This window comes from Erythrobacter sp. (assembly GCF_040217515.1).
Lineage (GTDB): Bacteria > Pseudomonadota > Alphaproteobacteria > Sphingomonadales > Sphingomonadaceae > Erythrobacter.
In genome coordinates this window covers 121,951-141,710 of sequence record NZ_JAVJPT010000001.1, presented here as the reverse complement: position 1 = coordinate 141,710, position 19,760 = coordinate 121,951, and the positions used below count along the sequence as shown (strand labels likewise).

Annotated in this window: 19 protein-coding genes; 11 read left to right on the top strand and 8 right to left on the bottom strand. The window is 65.1% G+C overall.

Going from position 1 to position 19,760, the window contains the following annotated elements; translation table 11 throughout:
* Nucleotides 1-5: 5 nt before the first annotated feature.
* Together RIB52_RS00715 and RIB52_RS00710 are read left to right on the top strand one after the other, a co-directional pair.
* Complete coding sequence (locus tag RIB52_RS00715) at nt 6-218, top strand: helix-turn-helix transcriptional regulator (RefSeq protein WP_350171886.1); 213 nt, start codon at nt 6-8, stop codon at nt 216-218.
* Nucleotides 211-861: a hypothetical protein gene (locus RIB52_RS00710; protein WP_350171884.1), complete on the top strand. Its 651-nt coding sequence runs from the start codon at nt 211-213 to the stop codon at nt 859-861. Before RIB52_RS00715 ends, RIB52_RS00710 begins: the two co-directional genes overlap by 8 nt.
* Before the next feature lie 10 nt (nt 862-871).
* Here the strand turns inward: RIB52_RS00710 and RIB52_RS00705 are convergent, their stop codons facing one another.
* Nucleotides 872-1,363, bottom strand: coding sequence for a hypothetical protein (locus RIB52_RS00705; protein ID WP_350171882.1), 492 nt, complete (start codon nt 1,361-1,363; stop codon nt 872-874).
* Between the two features lie 242 nt (nt 1,364-1,605).
* Between RIB52_RS00705 and ahpC the strand changes: the two genes are divergently transcribed.
* The 3 genes from ahpC to katG all read left to right on the top strand — a co-directional run bounded on the left by ahpC (nt 1,606) and on the right by katG (nt 6,637).
* Nucleotides 1,606-2,172 (top strand): alkyl hydroperoxide reductase subunit C, encoded by a 567-nt coding sequence (gene ahpC, locus RIB52_RS00700; protein ID WP_350171880.1) that lies wholly within the window; start codon nt 1,606-1,608, stop codon nt 2,170-2,172.
* A 357-nt stretch (nt 2,173-2,529) separates the two neighbouring features.
* A complete protein-coding gene (gene ahpF, locus RIB52_RS00695; RefSeq protein WP_350171877.1) occupies nt 2,530-4,119 on the top strand; it encodes an alkyl hydroperoxide reductase subunit F in 1,590 nt (529 codons plus the stop codon).
* A gap of 316 nt (nt 4,120-4,435) precedes the next feature.
* On the top strand, nt 4,436-6,637 hold the full coding sequence (katG, locus tag RIB52_RS00690) for a catalase/peroxidase HPI (protein WP_350171875.1): 2,202 nt from the start codon (nt 4,436-4,438) through the stop codon (nt 6,635-6,637).
* Between the two features lie 60 nt (nt 6,638-6,697).
* Here katG and RIB52_RS00685 read toward each other — a convergent pair whose 3' ends face one another.
* Complete coding sequence (locus tag RIB52_RS00685; protein WP_350171873.1) at nt 6,698-7,558, bottom strand: LytTR family DNA-binding domain-containing protein; 861 nt, start codon at nt 7,556-7,558, stop codon at nt 6,698-6,700.
* A 187-nt stretch (nt 7,559-7,745) separates the two neighbouring features.
* Here RIB52_RS00685 and RIB52_RS00680 point away from each other — a divergent pair, with 187 nt between their 5' ends.
* Nucleotides 7,746-8,339: a DUF2306 domain-containing protein gene (locus tag RIB52_RS00680; RefSeq protein ID WP_350171871.1), complete on the top strand. Its 594-nt coding sequence runs from the start codon at nt 7,746-7,748 to the stop codon at nt 8,337-8,339.
* Between the two features lie 46 nt (nt 8,340-8,385).
* Here RIB52_RS00680 and RIB52_RS00675 read toward each other — a convergent pair whose 3' ends face one another.
* The 4 genes from RIB52_RS00675 to RIB52_RS00660 form a co-directional block, all read right to left on the bottom strand.
* A complete protein-coding gene (locus RIB52_RS00675) occupies nt 8,386-9,804 on the bottom strand; it encodes a tetratricopeptide repeat protein (RefSeq protein ID WP_350171869.1) in 1,419 nt (472 codons plus the stop codon).
* Between the two features lie 93 nt (nt 9,805-9,897).
* Entirely contained in the window at nt 9,898-10,488 is a 591-nt protein-coding gene (locus RIB52_RS00670) for a Smr/MutS family protein (RefSeq protein ID WP_350171867.1), read from the bottom strand.
* A complete protein-coding gene (gene mltA, locus RIB52_RS00665) occupies nt 10,485-11,678 on the bottom strand; it encodes a murein transglycosylase A (RefSeq protein WP_502879431.1) in 1,194 nt (397 codons plus the stop codon). The genes RIB52_RS00670 and mltA overlap by 4 nt, the downstream gene beginning before the upstream one ends.
* Nucleotides 11,679-11,726: 48 nt before the next feature.
* A complete protein-coding gene (locus tag RIB52_RS00660) occupies nt 11,727-12,398 on the bottom strand; it encodes a Tim44/TimA family putative adaptor protein (protein WP_350171863.1) in 672 nt (223 codons plus the stop codon).
* 344 nt (nt 12,399-12,742) lie between these two features.
* Here RIB52_RS00660 and secB point away from each other — a divergent pair, with 344 nt between their 5' ends.
* The 4 genes from secB to RIB52_RS00640 all read left to right on the top strand — a co-directional run bounded on the left by secB (nt 12,743) and on the right by RIB52_RS00640 (nt 16,898).
* On the top strand, nt 12,743-13,279 hold the full coding sequence (secB, locus tag RIB52_RS00655; RefSeq protein WP_350171861.1) for a protein-export chaperone SecB: 537 nt from the start codon (nt 12,743-12,745) through the stop codon (nt 13,277-13,279).
* 27 nt (nt 13,280-13,306) lie between these two features.
* Nucleotides 13,307-14,887 carry a murein biosynthesis integral membrane protein MurJ gene (murJ, locus tag RIB52_RS00650; RefSeq protein WP_350171859.1) on the top strand — a complete coding sequence of 527 codons (1,581 nt, stop codon included), beginning with the start codon at nt 13,307-13,309 and terminating at the stop codon, nt 14,885-14,887.
* 2 nt (nt 14,888-14,889) lie between these two features.
* Nucleotides 14,890-15,909 (top strand): tryptophan--tRNA ligase, encoded by a 1,020-nt coding sequence (trpS, locus tag RIB52_RS00645; protein ID WP_350172010.1) that lies wholly within the window; start codon nt 14,890-14,892, stop codon nt 15,907-15,909.
* A gap of 293 nt (nt 15,910-16,202) precedes the next feature.
* Complete coding sequence (locus tag RIB52_RS00640) at nt 16,203-16,898, top strand: DUF4136 domain-containing protein (RefSeq protein WP_350171857.1); 696 nt, start codon at nt 16,203-16,205, stop codon at nt 16,896-16,898.
* A 127-nt stretch (nt 16,899-17,025) separates the two neighbouring features.
* Here RIB52_RS00640 and dut read toward each other — a convergent pair whose 3' ends face one another.
* Together dut and RIB52_RS00630 are read right to left on the bottom strand one after the other, a co-directional pair.
* Nucleotides 17,026-17,490, bottom strand: a complete 465-nt coding sequence (dut, locus tag RIB52_RS00635; protein WP_350171855.1) for a dUTP diphosphatase — start codon at nt 17,488-17,490, stop codon at nt 17,026-17,028.
* Nucleotides 17,487-19,136: a bifunctional phosphopantothenoylcysteine decarboxylase/phosphopantothenate synthase gene (locus RIB52_RS00630; protein ID WP_350171853.1), complete on the bottom strand. Its 1,650-nt coding sequence runs from the start codon at nt 19,134-19,136 to the stop codon at nt 17,487-17,489. Before RIB52_RS00630 ends, dut begins: the two co-directional genes overlap by 4 nt.
* Before the next feature lie 221 nt (nt 19,137-19,357).
* On the opposite strand from RIB52_RS00630, the gene RIB52_RS00625 reads away from it, so the two are divergent.
* Nucleotides 19,358-19,759, top strand: coding sequence for a DUF4345 family protein (locus RIB52_RS00625; protein ID WP_350171851.1), 402 nt, complete (start codon nt 19,358-19,360; stop codon nt 19,757-19,759).
* Nucleotide 19,760 lies beyond the last annotated feature (1 nt).

Below are 19,760 nucleotides of genomic sequence, written 5' to 3'. Positions count from 1 at the left end.
GCGCTTTGGAAAACCGCCTGAAACAGCACCGCGAGGCGCGCGGGTGGAGCCAGGGCGAACTCGCCCGGCGGCTCGGCGTGTCGCGCCAGACGATCAACGCGGTCGAGACCGACAAGTACGACCCCTCGTTGCCGCTCGCGCTGCGCATGGCCAAGCTGTTCGCGGTGAGCGTGCCCGACCTGTTCATCGACCATTGGGAGCCGATTGATGATGAGTGATGCGAAACAGCCCGAGGGCAAGGCGATCTGGCGCAAGGTCGCGGTCCCGGCAATGTTCGGCGGGGTCTTCGGCTTCGGGGCGGCCTTCGCGCTCGGTTCCTTCGCCGATGTGAGCTGGGTCGGCGGCCTGTCGACTTCGGCCGAGATCGCGCTGATCGGGGGCGGGCTTTACGTGCTCATCGCGCTGATGACGCTGCTCGGAACGCTCAATCCCAAGGCGGGCGCGCGCTATCTCAATGTCGAGGACGAAGGCGAACTCGCCGAGATGCGCGCCGTGCTCGTCAATTCGTGCGCCGCGATGGCGCTGTGGGGCGCGGCGCTGATGGCCCTGGCGCTGGCCGCGCCCGGTCCGCTTGCCGCGCCGCTTGCCCTTGCAATTGCGCTCGGCGGGCTGCTGGGCGGGGCGATGTTCGCATGGCGCTCCTGGAAATTGTCGGACGAGCTGATGGCGGCAGTGACGACCGAGGCCAATTCGCTCACCGCGCTGCTCGCCTTCGCGGTGCTCGGCGGCTGGGGTATGCTGGCCCATCTCGGCTACATCCCCGGGCCGCAGCCGCTCGACCTGCTCACCGGCCTCTATGCCCTGTCGCTTCTCGCCACTTTCGTCACCGTCGCGCGGCGCGGGATGATGCGGCTGGGCTGAGCGCCCGCGCTCAGCGATCGTAACGGATGATCGCGAGCACCATCTGCAGCGTGTTTCCCCGCCGCTGCGTCGTCAGGCGAAAGGCGCGCCCCGGATAGCGCGGCAGTTCGAACGCGGCTTCCATCCGGGCGTTGGACGTGAAGGAGCGCGAAATCTCCTTCATGCAGGTGGCCAGATCGTCGCTCGCCGCGTCGAATTCGGCCTTGAGCGTGGCGGTGTCCTCGAAGGAGCGGATGCAGCGGTAACGCACGTTGGAGGTCGAATAGGCCCAGACCCCGCAGTCGCCCGTGGAATAACCCGCACTGCGCGGTCCCGCCTTCGCCTCGTAGACGACGAGAAAGCCGGCGCCCTTGCTGCGCCGGTCACCCTCGAGATCGGCAAAGTAGCCCGGCTGGGCCTTGGCGATCCGCGCGAGCGCCTCGCAATCGGCTGCCAGCGCGCCCTGAGCGGTCAGTGCCATGCAGCTTGCAGCGAAACTCACCGCGGACCTGATCGATTTCATGCTCACCCCCTGGGATCGAAAAATCCACCGCGACCCTAGCCGCAGGACCGCGGAAAGCAAAACCTGCCCGTTTCCCGCTACTCTGGCCGACATATCGCGGGGCAAGGAACAATTCCGATGGGTTCCCGTTCGGTCGATTGAAAAAATCGATTGTTGCAATCGCACATTCCCGCTTTTGTGCGCTGCAATAGCCTCTATCTGGGCATCGTCAGTTTCAACCTTCAACAATGGGGAAAATCACAATGGGTATCATCGGTTCGACCATCCAGCCGTTCAAAGCCACCGCCTTCCAGACCGGCAAGGATTTCTTCGAAGTCACCAACGAGGATATCGCCGGCAAGTGGGCCGTGTTCTTCTTCTATCCGGCCGACTTCACCTTCGTCTGCCCGACCGAGCTCGAAGATCTCGGCGAGAAGTACGACATGCTGCAGTCGATGGGCGTCGAAGTCTTCGGTGTTTCGACCGACACCCATTTCAGCCACAAGGCGTGGCACGACACTTCGGAAAAGATCGGCAAGCTCAAGTTCGCCTTCCTCGGCGACCAGCTTCACACCCTGTCGAAACAGTTCGGCGTGCTGCGTGAGGAAATGGGCTTGGCCGACCGCGCGACCTTCGTCGTCGATCCCGATGGCGTGATCCAGATCATGGAAATCACCTGCGAAGGTGTCGGCCGCAACGCGAACGAACTCGTCCGCAAGATCAAGGCTGCGCAGTATGTCCGCGAAAACCCCGGCCAGGTCTGCCCGGCCGCATGGGAAGAAGGCAGCGACACGCTCGCGCCCTCGCTCGACCTCGTGGGCAAGATCTAAGGGGGCGTTTACCCCTCCTAAGGCCGGAAACGGCACTGAATACGAACGGCGTTTCCGCTCCCCCTCCGGCGGGGCGTCGTTCGAGACCCCGAGCAGGCTTCGAGATAAAAAGCCCTCGGGTCGCAGAAGGAACCGGAAGGCCGCGCGCCCTGCTCGCACCCCCTCCCCCCGAAGCGGGGTGGCGGTCTTCCGGTCTCACGCCTGGCTCCCTTACGGCTCAGCGCTTCCGCGCAGCCGGATTGATCGGGAGCAAGGCACGAGGGGGCCGTTACGAATACGACACCCCGCACTATCAACAGGACGCTGCGCCTTTAGCGAGGCTTGGCAAGTCCTGCCGCACAGGAAAGGCACCGCATCATGCTTGACCAGAACATGAAGGCCCAGCTCGGGCAATATCTCGAAAACCTGCGCCAGCCGATCGAGCTGGTCGCGACGGTCGGCGACGATGACAAGAGCGCGCAGACGCGGGAACTGATCGACGAGATCGCCGCGCTGCACGATCTCGTCACCGCGCGTTTCGACGGGACCGATGGTCGTGTGCCGAGCTTCGAGATCCGCCGCGCGGACGATGCGGCATCATCGGTGCGCTTTGCCGGCCTGCCGATGGGTCACGAATTCACTTCGCTCGTGCTGGCGCTGCTGTGGGCCGGCGGCCATCCGCCGAAGGTGGAAGACGACGTTCTCCAGCAGGTGCGCGAACTCGACGCGAAGCTCGATTTCGAGATGTTCTTCTCGCTTTCCTGTCACAACTGCCCCGATGTCGTTCAGGCGCTGACCCTGATGGCGCTGGAAAATCCCAACGTCACCGCGACGCTGGTCGAAGGCGGCGCGTTCAAGGACGAGGTCGAGGAGCGCGACATTCTCGCCGTGCCGGCGACCTTCCTCAATGGCGAGGTGTTCTACAACGGCAAGATGGAGCTCGCCGAGATCCTTTCGCGCGTCGACAGCGGTGCCGACGCCAAGGCGGCGGCCAAGCTTTCGGCCAGGGATCCGTTCGAGGTGCTGATCGTCGGCGGCGGCCCGGCGGGCGCGGCTGCGGCGGTCTACACAGCGCGCAAGGGCTTTCGCACCGGCATCGCGGCCGAACGCTTCGGCGGGCAGCTGATGGACACGCTCGGGATCGAGAACCTGCCGGGCACGACCTACACCGAAGGCCCTAAGCTGACCGACAACCTGCGCGCGCAGGTCGGCGAATACGACATCGACGTGATGGACCTCGCCAATGCCACGGCCCTGCGTCCCGCATCCGAAAAGGGCGGGATGCACGAGCTCGAACTGTCGAACGGCGCCGTGCTGAAAGGCCGCGCATTGATCCTCGCCACGGGCGCGCGCTGGCGTAACCTCGGCGTTCCGGGCGAGGCGGAATACCGCAACAAAGGCGTTGCCTATTGCCCCCACTGCGACGGCCCGCTGTTCAAGGGCAAGCGGATCGCGGTGATCGGCGGCGGCAATTCCGGCGTCGAGGCGGCGATCGACCTCGCCAACATCGTCGGCCACGTCACGCTGATAGAATTCGACACCAAGCTGCGCGCCGACGAGGTGTTGCAGAAGAAGCTGCGCTCGATGGACAATGTCGAGATCATCGTGAACGGCCAGACCACCGAGATCACCGGTGACGGGAGCCGCGTGAACGGCCTCGTCCTCAAGGACCGCGAGAGCGGCGAGGAACGCACCATCGAGCTCGAAGGCGTATTCATCCAGATCGGCCTCGTGCCCAACACCGAATGGCTGAAGGACACGGGCATCGAACTGTCGCAATACGGCGAGATCGTCGTCGACGAACACGGCGCGACCAACCTGCCCGGCATCTATGCCGCGGGTGATGCGACCGTGATCAAGGACAAGCAGATCGTCGTCGCCATGGGCACGGGAGCGACCGCAGGTCTCGGCGCGTTCGACTATCTCATCCGCAACGAGCCGGTCGAGGAGATCGCGCAGGCGGCGTAGCTTGCTTCGGGCTCGCCCATCCGGGCGAGCCTCATCGGCGCCGTTCCCCCACTTCGTTCCGGGCGCCTGCGGGCGCGCGGACGCGCTTGCGGGCTCTCGTTCGGGAGCCCGTTTTCGTTTGCGCCTGCTTCTTCTGTCATACCCCGAAAGCGGGGACCCGGAGCGCAAAGGCAGCCCGAATGATTATTTCACTCGATCAAACTTCGTGTTTTAATCGATTGGACAGATCAAAACGACTCCATCATCCTCCTGCCATCAAACTCGGATAAGCCGAGTCCCCGGGCGAAAACGGGGGATATCGAGAGAGGAGAGCATAATGGACGTTAAAACTGGCGAAATGGGCGGCTGCCCGATCCACGGCAATGCGATGCGCTCACTGCTGGGCCGGACCAACCGCGACTGGTGGCCCGAGGCGCTGCAGCTCGACATCCTGACCGAGGGCGGGCGCAGCGCGAACCCGGCGGGTGAGGATTTCGACTACGCCGAGGCCTTCAACGCGCTCGACTACGCCGCGCTGAAGCAGGACCTCCACGCCCTGATGACCGACAGCCAGGAGTGGTGGCCGGCCGATTACGGGCATTACGGCCCCTTCTTCATCCGCATGGCGTGGCACGCTGCGGGCACCTATCGCACCGGCGACGGGCGCGGCGGAGCGGGCTCCGGCCAGCAGCGCTTCGCCCCGCTCAATTCCTGGCCCGACAACGGCAATCTCGACAAGGCGCGCCGCCTACTCTGGCCGGTCAAGCGCAAGTACGGCAAGCATATCAGCTGGGCCGACCTCATGATCCTTGCCGGCAATGTCGCGATCGAGAGCATGGGCGGTCCCGTCTTCGGCTTCGGCGGGGGACGAAAGGACGTGTTCGAGCCCGAAAGCACCTATTGGGGCACCGAAGAGCAGTGGGTGAACGAAGGCGTCGCCACGCGCATCCAGCCGAAGGAAGGCATGGCGCTCGAAAACCCGCTCGCCGCGATCCAGATGGGGCTCATCTACGTCAATCCCGAAGGACCGGGCGGCGACCCGCACGATCCCGAAGGAATGGCGCGTGACATGCGCGAAACCTTCGCGCGCATGGCGATGAACGACGAGGAAACCGTCGCGCTCACCGCCGGGGGCCACGCCTTCGGCAAGTGCCACGGTGCGGAGCCTTCCGACACCTTCGGCCGCGCGCCGGAGGGTGAGGACCTGCACCTGATGGGCTTCGGCTGGCTCAACGACCAGGACGAGATCGATCGCGGCCACGTCACCACCTCGGGCATCGAAGGGCCGTGGACCCCCAACCCGACCGAGTGGGGCAATGACTATTTCCGGCTGCTGTTCAAATACGAATACGAGTTGGTCAAATCACCCGCGGGCGCGTGGCAGTGGACCCCGATCGACCCCGAAGAGGCGGACATGGCGCCCGACGCGCGCGATCCGTCGAAGAAGGTCCCGACGATCATGACCACCGCCGACATGGCGCTGAAGCGCGATCCGGAATATCGCAAGATCTCGGAGCGTTTCCTGAATGACCAGGCGGCTCTCGACGATGCCTTTGCCCGCGCGTGGTTCAAGCTGTGCCACCGCGACATGGGGCCAAAGGTCCGCTATCTCGGCCCGGAAGTTCCGCAAGAGGACCTGATCTGGCAGGACCCGGTCCCAGCCGGAAAGGCCCCGTCCGATGGCGAAGTCGCCGCTTTCAAGGCCAAGGTGCTCGACAGCGGCCTGACGGTCAGCGAACTCGTGAAGGCGGCCTGGGCCTCGGCCTCGACCTATCGCTGCTCCGACCATCGCGGCGGCGCGAACGGCGCGCGCGTCCGGCTCGCTCCGCAGAAGGACTGGGCGGCGAACGATCCCGATGAACTGGCGAAGGTGCTCGGCAAGCTCGACGAGCTGCGCGGCGACATGAGCATGGCCGATGCGATCGTGCTCGCAGGCAGCGCGGCGGTCGAGAAGGCGGCGAAGGATGCGGGCATTGAGATCACCGTCCCATTCATGGGCGGACGCGGCGATGCGGGCGCGGAGCATACCGATGCGGCGAGCTTCGAACCGCTGGAGCCCTTCGCCGACGGCTTCCGCAACTACCTGCGCAGCAAGGCCGACGTGAAGACCGAGGACATGCTGATCGACAAGGCGCACCTGCTCGGCCTGTCCATCCCCGAGATGACCGTACTGGTCGGCGGGATGCGGGCGCTGGGCGCAGTGAGCGGCAATCGCTCCCACGGCGTGCTGACCGAAAATCCCGGCGCGCTGACGCCCGATTTCTTCGTCAACCTGCTCGACATGGGGACGAGATGGGCCCCGGTGGAAGACAGCGGCGATGAGGAATATGTCGGCACGGACCGCAAGACCGGCAAGGAACGCTGGCGCGCGACGCGGGCCGACCTCGTCTTCGGCTCGAACTCGCAGCTGCGCGCGCAGGCCGAGCACTATGCCGAGATGGGCAATGAGGCGGCTTTCGTGCGCGATTTCGTGTCGGCATGGACGAAAGTGATGAACGCCGACCGCTTCGACGTGGCTTACGCGAAATACCACGCTTGAGGCACCGTGTAAGGAGTGAAGAGGCCTCCGGGAGATGGTCCCGGGGGCCTTTTTCTTGCGTCAAAACCAGCCCGCATCGCGCAATTCGGCGACCTGCGCACGGGCAACCCGGGCCTCGATCCCGCGCGGCAGGATCAGGCGCACATTGCGCCCCTCGCGCCTGACATCCTCGACCGCGCCGCGCGCGACCCACCAGCTGCGATGGACCTGTCGCCCGTCCCAGCCGGCGAGATGGGCGACTGCGTCGCGCATCCGCATGAGCACGAGGTCCGAACCCAGCGCGGTATGAACGCGCACATAGTGGTCCTCCATCTCAAGCGCGATCACCTCGCTGCCGAGCTCCGCCGGTATCTGGTCGAGCAGCGGATTGCCGCTTGCCTGCGACGGGACAACGACGTGCAGAGGGTCCTGATCGGCGATGGCTGTATCGAGCCGGTCGCCCATCAACTTGCCGGGATCGTCCCGCTGGCGCTCATCCCCTTTGTCGCGGAGCGCATGGAACAGCAACACCACGCCCCCGCCCACGACCAGGACATAGAAATAGTGAACAAGGCCCTCTTCCAATCCCGGCAGGGGGATCGGTCCGGGCAGGTGGCTGACCGCCCAGACGAGGACGGCCATCGGAATCGTCGCGATGAGAGTCGCAGCGAACCACAGCGCCGGGCGCGGCAGGTCCAGCGCGGCTTCGGCCCGGTCGACCAGGAAACCCATCGGGCGATAGATCGCATAGCCCGCATAGGCGAAGCCCAGCCAGGTCACGAGCCGCCAGGCGAGCGGCATTCCGATGCTGCCGAACGGGCCGATTATCGCAAGGAAAACCCCCACTGCCGTCATGATCGCAATGTCGATCACCAAGCGGCGCACGAACGGCGCACGCCGCTCGGCTGAGTCGTTTCCGGAAGAGACGGAAAATTCGACCATGGCCTGAAATACCCTGCCGGTTCGCGCTTCGTAAAGTGGCAAGTCGCGCTGGATCGGGGCGTACGCGACATCCTTTCGCGCAAGCGATGAACATTTCGCGCAGGACAGGTTGCCCGCGACGGGGCCTGCGGCATTTCCCTCGTCATCGACATTGCCCGACCGAAATCCAACCGAAAGGAAGCCTGCGATGATGACGACACTTGCCAACCGCCTTGCCCGTCAAAGCACCGCCGATCACGCAACGCCTTCGCACAGGACACGTTCACACCCGTCGGCCGGCTCCGGCCTCGACCTCTCGCCGCGCCTTCGCCGGCTGGTCGCGCTTGTCGCCCTCGCAATGAGCGCCGCCGCGACCATAGCCCTTGTGCGGGGCCTGTCAGGCATCGCACCCTACCATTCCAATGTCCGCGAACTGGCGATCATCGTCCATGTCGCGACAGTCCTGCCCGCAATCCCGCTCGGCGGCTGGCTGCTCCTGTCGCGTAAGGGCGGGAGGCTGCACAGGACACTCGGCAGGGTCTGGGTCGGCCTGATGGTGACGACGGCGCTCGCCGCGCTGTTCATCGGACAGGGGGGCGGGGCGCTTCACATCAGCCCGATCCAAGTCTTCGTACCGCTCACCCTCGCCGCCTCGTGGAAGCTGGTCACCGCCGCACGCCGGGGCGATATAAAGACCCACCGCAAGGAAGTGCTGATCCTTTTCCTCGGCGCGCTCACCATTCCCGGCCTCGTCGCTTTCGCCATGCCGGGTCGGATGATGAACACCTGGCTGTTCGGATGACACGGACAGGCGGTGCGCATATCGGCGCGCCGCCCGACAGGGCGCATCACTCGAAGATTCTGCGGCACACCTTGCGCGTTTCGGGCCGGTTCTTGCAGGCGAGCAGGATGTTCTGGAACTTGCAGCCGAGCCCGTCGCCCTTTGAGCACAGTTTGGCCGATGCGATCTGAGCCTCGCCATAGGCCTCCTCGCGGGCCAGGTTGTAGAGCCTGTGCTGTGCAGTGCGCGGATCGCAGTAATCGGTTTCGCCTGCCTTGAGACACAACTGGACGTCGATCCATTCGCGCTCCCCGGCATAGTCGGGTTCGATCTGCCGATCGCGGAACATGTCCGACAGCGTCCGGCACGAGGCGATCAGCGAGCCTATGTGGCAGGCGTGTTCGTAGTAGGTCCGCGCCGTGTCGTAATCGGGCGCGGCCATGCCCGACCCGCGATAGGCGGCGGTTCCAGCATTGTTGCAGGCCTGTAGGTCCGGCTCGTCGTCGCGCAGGCAAAGCGGTCCGAGCAACTCGATCGCGCGCCGTCCGTCCTTGCGCCCGGCGCGACCGTCAATGAACCACGAACCAAGATTGTAGCAGGCGTTGTCGTAATCGAGCTCGCACGCCTTCTCCATCCACGGCACCGCCTTCAGGGTGCTGCGCGCCTGCCCGTGCCGGCCTTCGTTGAAGATGATGCCCATGTTGTAACACGCCGCCCCGATACCGCGCTCGCAGCCAGTCCGGTAGAATGAGCTTACCTGCGGGTAGATCGAGGGATCTCTCGGCGAGCGGATTTCCACCAGTGTCGCCCCGGCATAGAAGCAAGAGATTCCGTCTCCTCCTTTGCAACCGACCGCATAGAAAGGGTGTGCCCCATCGTAACTCTTGGCAATCCCTTCGCCGCGCCGCAGCCCGTCCCCGGCATAACGGCACGCGAGCGGATAATTTCCGACGCATCCTTCGACCCTGAACTGCTGCGCCTTGACGGGTGAAGTGGGGACCCCGTTGGTGCCGTTCTGGTGGATCGAGGCGAGCGTGACGCAAGCGAAGGCGATCCCTTCACGGCAGCCGGTCTCGAACAGCTCGAGTGCGCGCGGGACATCTTCGGCCACGCCATTGCCGTTGAACAGGGTATAGGCGAGCGAGACGCAGCCGCGCCGGTCACCCTGCTGGCAGGACCGCTCGGCCAGTCCGTAACCGCGCTCCAGATCGACCTCGACCCCGCCGAGCCCGCGCTTGTAGACATAGCCCAGGAAATAGGCCGCGCGGGCATCGCCTCTCTCGGTGGCTTCACGCAGTTCGGCAACGCTCGCCTCTTCGAGCACCCTCTCGGTGAGCGTGCGCGTCGAGACGGTGGTGATGTCGTCGATCGACAATGCGTTCCACGGCTCGGCCTCAGTCTGCGCGGCGCCTTGAGGTGCGCCCAAAAGAGTCCCGCAGACAACGAGAGACGCAGCCGCAAGCGCGGCGAAATGCTTGATCTTCACTGATTTCCCCCTGTTCTTCGGTGGCCGGACCATGGCAAGCGGTTGTTTGCCTGTCCAGTAGGGGCAAGCGCGCCGGCTGGCGCTAAGTTTTGCTTAACGCGGGCGTTTGAGAACAAGGTAGAGCGCGCCCTCGCCGCCGTGCCTGACATGCGCGCGGCGCACGGCGGCGATGCTGTCGGCGTGGCGACTGGCGGCGAGCCAGTCGAGCAGTTTCGCCCGGATCGCCCCGCGCCGCTCCATCCGGTCCGCGGGGTCGACCGGCCGCTCGCGCCCGGCGACGACGAGCACCACCCGCGCGCCCATCGCCCGCGCCTGATCGAGCCCGTTCATGATCCGCGCATGTGCCATGTCGAGAGTGTGGCCATGCAGGTCCAGTGTCAGGTCGGGTGTCACCCGTCCCGCCTTGAGCCGCCGGTTCCAGTGCGAATCGAGGTCCGAAGAGAAACTTGCGCGCGGCGGGGGCGAAGCGGTGGGCCGCGCCGCTCGCGCCATGCCAGGCCGAACCCCCGCAGAAGCAGGCTTGGTCGGAGTCGCCTTCGGCCCCTGCTGTTTCCGCGAGGCGATCGGGGCGGCCGGGATTTTTCCCACGCCGGGCACCTCGCGCCCTTCGAGCGGGGTGACGCTCTCCGCAAGGCGCGCCCAGGCGGCCTGCTCCTCCGGGGAAAGGCCGCGCGGCGCGCTCATCGTGCCCGCCAGAGACGATCGAGCGCCGGCCAAGGAAGAAGCACCAGCGCCTCGCCCCGCCCGCTCATCGTACCCGCCGTGAAGCGAGCCTGCTTACCTGCGCCCCAGAACGTGTCGAAACGATTCGCGCCCTTGATCGCCCCGCCCGTGTCCTGCGCGATCCAGAGGCCATCTGCCTCGTCTCGGTCGAGATCGAGCCACACCGGTGCGCCCAACGGCACGAAGCGCGGATCGGCGGCGAGTGACACACGCTCCCGGACGGGCACGCCCAGGGCGCCGATCGGTCCGTCTCCCGTCAATTCGCGGAAAAAAACCCAGCTTTCGTTCATCCGCATGAGCTCTCGGCCCTGCTCCGGCTTGTCGCGCAGATAGGCCATGATACCCTGCATCGAGCCGGGATATTGCCCCGGTCCATCGCCCAGCAGGCCACGCTTGCGCATGATCGATCCGATGCTCGTATAGCCGCGCCCGTTCTGCCCGGCATAGCCGATGCGGATGATTTCGCTCTCCGGGGTACGCAGGCGCCCCGATCCCTGGATCTGGAGAAAGAACAGTTCGATCCGGTCGGCCGCCCACGCGATCACCGGGGCCTGTCCCGAAAGTGCGCCGTCCTCGATTTCGGCTCGGCTGTAATAGGGAACGAAGGTGCCGGTTTCATCGAAGCGACCGAGCGGGGGCCTGCCGGTGCGTTGTTCAGACGCTGCATCGCGGGGCCAAGCGCGCTCGAGATCGGGAGGCATGGCGTAGACGGGCACTGTGAAACCCGGGCGGCGAGTGCGGCTGGCACGAATTTCTGGCTCGTAATAGCCGGTGGCGAAGGCGCTGCCGCGCCCGACGCGAACCGCGCCGAAATGGGTTTCGAAAAACGAACCGGCACGCGCGGCTGGCCAACTCCGTGCGGCATCGCACGCGTTCTGCCAGTCGGCCGGAGCAGCAAGACCGCTCGCATCCTCGCGGGCGAGAAGCTTGGGACAGGATTCCCGGAACGAAGCGAGGGCGGCAGCCGCATTGCTTCGAGCGAGCCCGAGCGAGTCGATGGCGGGCCCGCGCGCGATTCCGGCCATTGCGGCGCTGGCAATGATCGGGGCGGGGGGCGAAAATCGGGCTGCTCCGCCAGGTGCGCCCCTATCGGGGATTGCAGCGCATCCGGTCAGCATCAGCAATAGAGCCAGTGCAACCGACCTGCCCATTGTCCATTCCCGTGAGCCTCGCGCGCGCTCCCGCACGGATGCGGCGCCTTAACCCTCGTCGGTTTCGTCGAGCAGCCAGTTGGGATCCTTCGATGCGACATTCCGGCTGAAGGTCCACACGTCGCGGCTCTCGATTGCATCGTCAAGCGAGCCGGCAACGACGTTACCGTCCTTGTCGCGCGTCACGGCCGCGATGTCGGCCACGAACAGGACAGCGATGCGCGCCGTGCGACCCGACCGCCCGCCGTCGAGCGAAGCGGAATGGATACGCGTTTCCTCGATCCGGATGAGCTTGTTGTCGACGCTCTCGCCCGCTTCCTCGCGTGCGTCGATAGCGGCAACGAAGCCTTCATAGACATCGTCATCGCACAATTCGCGCAAGGTTTCCCGGTCTCCGCTCCAGAACGCCTCGAGCACCATTTCATAGGCCCCCTTCGCCCCGGCGAGGAATTGCGGCAGGTCGAAGCGACTGTCCGCCTGCGCGATCTCGCGGATGCCGCGTTCGACCGCGGGCATGACGCCGTCCATCTCGACCACGCGCTGCGGCGCTGTGGGCGCGTATTGCGGCGGCTGGGCAGGACGCTGTGCGTCGTCCTTGCCCGAATCGAAGCGCTGCGGGATCGATTCCTCTTCGTGTTCGGCCCGGCGTCCGAGAACGGAATACAGCCGCAAGCCGAGAAAGGCGGCGATCATGGCGAGGATAACGATTTCTACGATCACAATGGATACCCGATCTTGATTGGTGGTCGCCCCCGCTCCTCCCGCAAGCGCAACTCATGAACCCCTGTCGTGCCCGAAATAGGCATCAATTACAATTCGCCAACGCCGAATGGGTTGCAAATTGCCGCATTTTCGCTGCGTCTGATGCCATTTCCTTCTTCCCGCGCTTCTGCGCAGCGCTATTGGCGCGCTCCGGTTTGGCCCGACATGCCACATCCATCGCGACCGTGTCAGGTTGCGGCCTTGCTGCACCGGTGCTACGCGCGCGCCACAGGCTCGCTGGCCGTCCGCACAGCCACGCATGCCGCGAGCAATGACCATATCCTATTCGAAAGACTTTTCCCATGGCCGATGAAGGCGACGTCCTCACCAATCTCGACAACCAGCCCGGAGCGAACGGCGCGGACAACCACCCCGCAGCCGCGATCCTGACGCAGTACATAAAGGACCTGTCGGTCGAGAATCCGAACGCGCCCGACGTCTATCAATGGCAGGACCAGCCCAAGATCGATGTGCAGTTCAATATCGGCGCGGATCCGGTCGGGCAGGAAGTCCATGAGGTAACGCTCAAGATCAACATCACGGCCTCCGGCGAGAAGGGCAATTTCTATCTCGTAGAACTCGCCTATTGCGGGCTTGTGGGCATGCGCAACATTCCCGAGGAGCAGGGCCACGCCTTCCTCTACGCCGAGGCACCGCGCCTGCTCTTCCCCTTCGCTCGCCGGGTCGTGGCAGACGCCGTGCGCGATGCGGGATTCCCGCCCCTGGTGGTCGATCCGATCGATTTCAACGGCCTTTATGTCCAGCAGCTCAATGCGCGCCGCCAGCAGGAGCAGGGTGCAGCGGCTGGCGATACCCCGGCGCCGGGCAGCGACGCCTGACGCGCGCCGGCCGGGGAGCCTGAGGGCGTGAGCCTGCTCAGGAATGTCGGTACGATCGGCTCGCTCACGCTGCTGAGCCGCGTCGCCGGAATGGCGCGAGAAATGATCTTCTCGCGCGTGCTCGGCGCGAATGCAGTGACGGATGCCTGGTTCCAGGCCTTCATCATCCCCAATGTCTTTCGCCGGTTGTTCGCGGAAGGCGCGTTCTCGGCGGCTTTCGTGCCGATGTTCTCCAAGCGCCTGAACGGCAGCGAGGATCCCGAGAAAGGGCTGGAGGAAGCGCGCAGCTTCTCGGCCGACGTGCTGAGCGTATTCCTGCCGGTCCTGATCCTTTTGGCCGCGCTGTTCGAGCTCGCCATGCCGGGAGTGATCTGGCTTTTGTCCGAAAAGCCGGTCGACCCGCAAACCTATCCGCTCGCGGTCGATTTCGCGCGGATCATGTTTCCCTACATCGTCCTTGTCAGCCTCGTGACGCTCTTCACGGGCATGCTTAATTCGGTCTCGCGCTTCGCTCCGGGGGCGAGCTTCCCGATCATCCTCAACCTCGTCCTGATCGCCGCGCTGCTGGCGGGAGAATGGTTAGCGGTGACACGAGGGGCGAATGTCCGGGACATCGCATACGGTGTCGCCTGGGCGGTGGTCGGGGCCGGGGTCGTACAGCTTGCCTGGCTCTATTACTGGGTGCGGGTGGAGGGGTTCCGCCCGCGCCTGATATGGCCACGCATCACGCCCGAGGTGAAGCGCCTTGCCGTGATCGCCCTGCCGGCCGCGATCGGAGGCGGGGCCTACCAGATCAACACGCTGATCCAGCTCTATTTCCTCAATCAGCTGCAGGACGGGGCTGTGAGTTTCATGAATTATGCCGACCGGCTGAACCAGCTTCCCCTCGGCATTATCGGCATCGCATTGGCGACCGCGATCCTGCCGACCCTGTCGAAATATGTCGGAGGCGAGGACAAGGAGGGGGCGGACCGGGTTCAGTCGGACGCGATCGAGCTCGCCATGCTGCTCACGATCCCGGCAGCGGTGGCGCTGGCCATCTGTGCCGAGCCATTCGTAATCATGATTTTCCAGGGCGGGCGTTTCGACCTTGCCGATGCGGCGGCGACGGGCGAAGTGCTGGCGGTCCTGGTGCTGGGCCTGCCTGCCTATGTTCTGGTCAAGGTGCTGGTGCCCAATTTCTACGCCCGCGCCGACACGAAGACTCCGGTCGTCGCGGCGTTCATCTCGCTCGGCGTGTTCATCGCCGTCAGTTTGACGGTTCTCGATACGCTGGGCGTCGTCGGCGTCGCCCTTGCCAGCGTCGTGGGGGCCTGGATCAATGTCGCCTTCCTGCTGATCGTGCTGGCGCGGCGCGGCCATTACGCCATTCCGGTCGGCCTGCTGCTGCGGATCGCGCGGCAGGTCTTCGCCGCCGCCGCCATGGGCGCGGCCTTGTTCTACGCCCGCGACCTGCTAACCGACTGGTTCGCGGCAGGCGTGATTGCCCGTCTCGCGGCCCTGCTGGCGCTCGTCAGCGCAGCGGCCGTCGTCTATTTCACAATCGCCTTCGCAGTCGGCGCGATCGACCGCCGGCGCATCGCCACCCTAACGAAGAAAGCGACATGACAATGCGAGTCGTCTCCGGCATCCAGCCGACCGGCAAGCCGCATCTCGGCAATTATCTCGGCGCGATCGTCAATTACGTGAAGCTGCAGCACGAGGCCGATGCTGCGGGCGGTGAGTGTTTCATCTTTCTCGCCGATCTTCACGCGCTGTCGATGTCGCATGACCCAGCCGAGCTATCCGAGGCGACGCGCGAAATGGTCGCGACACTGGTCGCCTGCGGGGTAGATCCGGCGAAAACCGTGCTGTTCAACCAGGCGCAGGTCCCCGCCCACGCCGAATTGCAATGGCTTTTGAACGGCACGGCGCGGATGGGCTGGCTCAATCGCATGACCCAGTGGAAGGACAAGGCGGGCAAGAACCGCGAGGGCCAGTCGGTCGCGCTGTTCACCTATCCTGTCCTTCAGGCCGCTGACGTGCTGCTTTACCAGGCGACGCACGTCCCGGTGGGCGAGGACCAGAAGCAGCATCTCGAACTCGCCCGTGACATCGCACAGAAATTCAACACGGATTTCTGTCCGGAGGACGCACCGCTTTTCACCCTGCCCGAACCCTATATCCCTCCCGCCGCCGCACGGATCATGTCCCTGCGCGACGGGACGGCCAAGATGAGCAAGTCCGACATCTCCGACATGAGCCGGATCAATCTCGTCGATGATGCCGACACGATCATGAAGAAGATCAAAAAGGCCAAGACCGATCCCGAACCGCTGCCGAGCGAGGAAAAGGGCCTAGATGAGCGGCCGGAGGCGCGGAATCTCGTCGGGATCTATGCCGCGCTCACGGACAAGAGCACCGCGCAGGTCCTCGCCGAGCATGGCGGCGAGGGATTCGGCGCGTTCAAGCCGAGGCTCGGCGAGGCGCTCGTCGAGGCCCTCGCCCCCATCAATGCCCTCTTCCGCGACCTCAAGGCCGACGAGGAAGCGCTCGATGCGATCCTCGCGCGCGGGGCCGCACGGGCGCGCGAGCGGGGCGTGCCGACGCTCGATGCGGCCTATCGCGCACTCGGCCTCGTTCGAGGCTGAGCCTTGGCGCATGCAACCGTGAAGGAAATGCCTGATTGTGGGGCATTTTCCGACTGGCGAGGCAGTAAAAGCGTTCAATAATGGTTCAGGCCCGGCCTGTAGAAGGGTCATATGACGGTGCTGCATCCGCGCACCGGCCATGTCGCAGGATTGATCGAGGCTGACGCAAGAGCCGCCGGGAACAGGTGGACCGCCACGCCCGGCAAGAACACCTCTCCCATGCGGGGAACAGGCATGAGCGGCGGTCTGCCGGACTAGGCACAAGGCACTGGTGAACTCGCAGAAGGTATGCCATGACACATTCTATCATGAACCCGCATCAACGCTCCTACACGGCTCCGGTTCGCATCGGGCTCGCGCTCGCCCTTGCGGGCAGCCTCGCGGCCTGTGCGACTCCCTTCAAAGCCGATGTCTCGCGCTTCGCCGCGCAGCTTCCCGCACCGCAGGGCGAAAGTTTCGCCGTGGTGGCAGAGGATCCCAAACTGGCCGGCGGGCTCGAATTCGCGATGTATGCCGACCTCGTCGCGCAGGAACTGACCGAACTCGGCTACACCCGCGCCGCATCGCCGTCCGAGGCGAGCCTGCTGGTTCGGTTCGACTACGATGTCGACACCGGGCGCACGCGCGTGCGTTCGACCAATGTCGGTGTTGGCCCAGCCTTCGGCCCATGGGGCGGCTGGGGCGGCTTCGGTGGCTTCGGCTTCTCTCGCGGATGGGGCTTCGGCTTCTACGATCCGTGGCTCGCCGGACCGCAGGTACGCAGCTATACGGTCTATACCAGCGGAGTAGAGATGAAGATCGATTCGACCGCGACCGGCGAACGCCTATTCGAAGGCCAGGCCCAAGCTGTCTCGCGATCGAACCGGCTGCAGACGCTCGTTCCCAACCTGGTGGACGCGATCTTCACCGATTTCCCGGGCAATTCGGGCGAGACGCTGCGCATCACGATCCGCGACGACGATACCAAGAAGGTGAAGGCAATCGACTGACCGATCGCGGTCGGGACTTGCAACCCGGATGGGAGGGAAAGGCGGCGCAAGGGATCAGCGCCGCCTTTTTCGTTGCCCCCCTTGCTTGCGCGAGGGCAGGGGTTCCACCCGACTGAATAGCGGGCGATCAAAGACGCGCGTGGCCGCCGGTCGAACCGAAACCCCGCTCGCCGCGCGCGGTCGAATCGAGTTCGGCGACTTCGCGCCAACCGGCCCGTACGACAGGAGCCAGCACCAACTGCGCCACGCGATCGCCGCGCGCGATCTCGAAAGGTTCGCTGCCGTGATTGATCAGCAGGACCTTCAATTCCCCGCGATAATCGGAATCGATCGTGCCCGGCGTGTTGGGCACGGTGATGCCGTGCTTAAGCGCCAGCCCGGAGCGCGGGCGCACCTGGATTTCGTAATCGGGCGGGATGGCTAGCGCGAGGCCGGTCGCGACCGGGTGCCTCTCACCTGGTGCGATGGTCACATCCTCGGCCGAAACAACATCCATCCCGGCCGCTCCCGCAGTGGCATAGCACGGCAGGTCCAACCCCTGCCCATGCGGCAGGCGCTTCAATTCGACCGGGACCGTGTCCTCGCCCGTCATTCGGCGGCTTCGGCCTTGAGCGTCGAGGCGATCCGTTCGACCAGCGCCATCGCCACATCACGCTTGGGCATCTGCTCGAGCGTCTCGACTCCGCTCTCGCTCACGATATGGACGAGATTGTCATCGCCTCCCATGACATCGCCTGACACGTCGTTCGCGACGATCCAGTCGGCCGCCTTGCGCTTGCGCTTGCGCCGCGCATTATCGACAACATCGTCGGTTTCTGCGGCAAAGCCGATGACGAGTTCGGGCCTCTCCTTGCCTGCGGCGAGATTGGTGAGAATGTCGGGATTCTCGGTCAGCATCAGCGCGGGCGGGGCGGAGCCGCGCTTCTTGATCTTGTCCGAGCGATATTCCTTGGGCCGCCAGTCGGCAACAGCCGCGACCATCACCGCAGCATCGGCGGGCAGCGATGTCTTCACCGCCTTCGCCATGTCGTCGGCGGATTCAACGTCGAGGCGCGTCACGCCTTCGGGCGTGGGGAGGGAGACGGGACCCGCGACCAGCGTGACCCGGGCACCCAGGGCCGCGGCGGCGGCTGCGATGGCGAAACCCTGCTTCCCGCTCGAGCGGTTGGCGATGTAGCGCACCGGATCGATCGCCTCCCAGGTCGGGCCGGCGGTGACAAGCACGTGGCGCCCCTTGAGCGGTCGATGCGAGGGATCGATATCATAGCCCGTTGCGCCGGGTCCGTCGCCTGCGGCGCCCGCAGGCGCGGCGGGCTCGAAGGCTTCGGGCGGAGCCTTGCGCTCGTCGAATTCGTGGTTGAGCGCGCGGGGATCGAGCGGCGGGGCAGCCGAAGCGCCGCCCTTCTTGGCGAGCAGCGGGCCGCCAAGATCGGGCCTGAATTCCGGCGCATCGTCTTCTGCGGGGAATTCTTCACCGCCTTCGCTTTCGAGAGCCTGTTCGCTCCCTTTCACCTCGTCGTATTCGGCCTCGATATCCTCGTGCGTGCGTTTGGGCGTCGAGCGTGGGATTATGCGCGACAGCAGCCCGCCAAGGCCGTGCCCGGCATCGCCGTCTTCCTCTTGCGCTTCGGCGAGATCGTTCGCTGCGGCGACCTGTGCGGCGCCGGGAACGGGGACTGGTTCCTCGACCTCGATCCCGAAATGGGCCGCGATCTCGTGCCAGATCATCTGCGGTTCGGGCAGGCGACCATAGCCGAATTCGCCGCAGGCCATCGCGCCCTCGTCAGGGTGAAGCACCGTCACTCCCGCCTGCCGCAGCCATTCGAGATTGCGTTGGGTCGCCTCGTGCTCCCACATTTTCACGTTCATCGCCGGGACCGCCATGACCGGCTTGTCGGTGGCGAGAATCAAAGTGGTCGCAAGATCGTCCGCGATCCCGCTCGCCATTTTCGCGACGAGATCGGCGGTGGCGGGGCAGACAACGACAAGATCGGCCTCGCGCGAGAGCTGGATATGGCCCATCTCGACCTCGTTTTTGAGATCGAACAGGCTGGTATAGACTTGGTTTTCCGAAAGCGCGGCAAGCGACATCGGCGTGACGAATTGCTGCCCGCCCCTGGTAACGACACAGGTGACATCGCCTCCGCCCTTTCGGATCAGGCGGATAAGTTCCAAGGACTTGTAGGCAGCGATACCGCCGCCCACGACCAGCAGGATTTTCGGTCCAGAGCCGCTCATCGCGTCCCGTATCTCCTTGTCGCGGCGGGATGGCTCCCGCTGCATCGCCCGCCTTTCCACCTAGCCGCCAGACCCCTTGCCGCCAAGGGCCACAAATCGCCTTGCGCCGGGCATGGTTAAGGTTTCGCTTATACAGCCCGGGAGCCCGTGCGCCAAATGGCTTGTGACAGGCCGCGCGATGGGCTCATAAGGGGCGGCGACCTTGCGAAAGGACAGAAGCCATGACCATCACCCTGCTGCGCGCCGCCGTGTTTCTGGCCGGGCTAGTCTTCATCGTCATAGGTGGATCGTTCCTCGTCGACCCGGCGGCTATGGGCGGCAGTTTCGGATTGACCCCCCGCGGTGCACAAGGGCTCTCCAGCCTGCGGGGCGATTTCTTCGCCTATTTCGTCGTCGCCGGCGGGTGCCTGTTGATCGGCGCGTGGAAGCGGCGCGGCGATTTCCTGCTGGTAGCGGGCGCGATCTTCGGGCTGACTTTCCTCGCCCGCGCCTACAGCCTCGTGGTCGATGGTTTCTACGTGAATTGGGTGATGCCGATGGGGGTCGAGGCGGTGACGGTAATTCTGATCCTGATCGCCAGCCGCGTACTGCCGAGCGGGGCTTTCTCCCAACGAAAGGACTGAA

What these genes read in the sequence shown, in the direction of transcription:
- RIB52_RS00710 (WP_350171884.1), top strand. Translation starts at nt 211, where the DNA reads ATGAGTGATGCGAAACAGCCCGAGGGCAAGGCGATCTGGCGCAAGGTC.
- RIB52_RS00705 (WP_350171882.1), bottom strand. Translation starts at nt 1,363, where the DNA reads ATGAAATCGATCAGGTCCGCGGTGAGTTTCGCTGCAAGCTGCATGGCA.
- ahpC (WP_350171880.1), top strand. Translation starts at nt 1,606, where the DNA reads ATGGGTATCATCGGTTCGACCATCCAGCCGTTCAAAGCCACCGCCTTC.
- ahpF (WP_350171877.1), top strand. Translation starts at nt 2,530, where the DNA reads ATGCTTGACCAGAACATGAAGGCCCAGCTCGGGCAATATCTCGAAAAC.
- katG (WP_350171875.1), top strand. Translation starts at nt 4,436, where the DNA reads ATGGACGTTAAAACTGGCGAAATGGGCGGCTGCCCGATCCACGGCAAT.
- RIB52_RS00685 (WP_350171873.1), bottom strand. Translation starts at nt 7,558, where the DNA reads ATGGTCGAATTTTCCGTCTCTTCCGGAAACGACTCAGCCGAGCGGCGT.
- RIB52_RS00680 (WP_350171871.1), top strand. Translation starts at nt 7,746, where the DNA reads ATGATGACGACACTTGCCAACCGCCTTGCCCGTCAAAGCACCGCCGAT.
- RIB52_RS00670 (WP_350171867.1), bottom strand. Translation starts at nt 10,488, where the DNA reads ATGAGCGCGCCGCGCGGCCTTTCCCCGGAGGAGCAGGCCGCCTGGGCG.
- mltA (WP_502879431.1), bottom strand. Translation starts at nt 11,678, where the DNA reads ATGGGCAGGTCGGTTGCACTGGCTCTATTGCTGATGCTGACCGGATGC.
- secB (WP_350171861.1), top strand. Translation starts at nt 12,743, where the DNA reads ATGGCCGATGAAGGCGACGTCCTCACCAATCTCGACAACCAGCCCGGA.
- trpS (WP_350172010.1), top strand. Translation starts at nt 14,890, where the DNA reads ATGCGAGTCGTCTCCGGCATCCAGCCGACCGGCAAGCCGCATCTCGGC.
- RIB52_RS00640 (WP_350171857.1), top strand. Translation starts at nt 16,203, where the DNA reads ATGACACATTCTATCATGAACCCGCATCAACGCTCCTACACGGCTCCG.
- dut (WP_350171855.1), bottom strand. Translation starts at nt 17,490, where the DNA reads ATGACGGGCGAGGACACGGTCCCGGTCGAATTGAAGCGCCTGCCGCAT.
- RIB52_RS00630 (WP_350171853.1), bottom strand. Translation starts at nt 19,136, where the DNA reads ATGAGCGGCTCTGGACCGAAAATCCTGCTGGTCGTGGGCGGCGGTATC.
- RIB52_RS00625 (WP_350171851.1), top strand. Translation starts at nt 19,358, where the DNA reads ATGACCATCACCCTGCTGCGCGCCGCCGTGTTTCTGGCCGGGCTAGTC.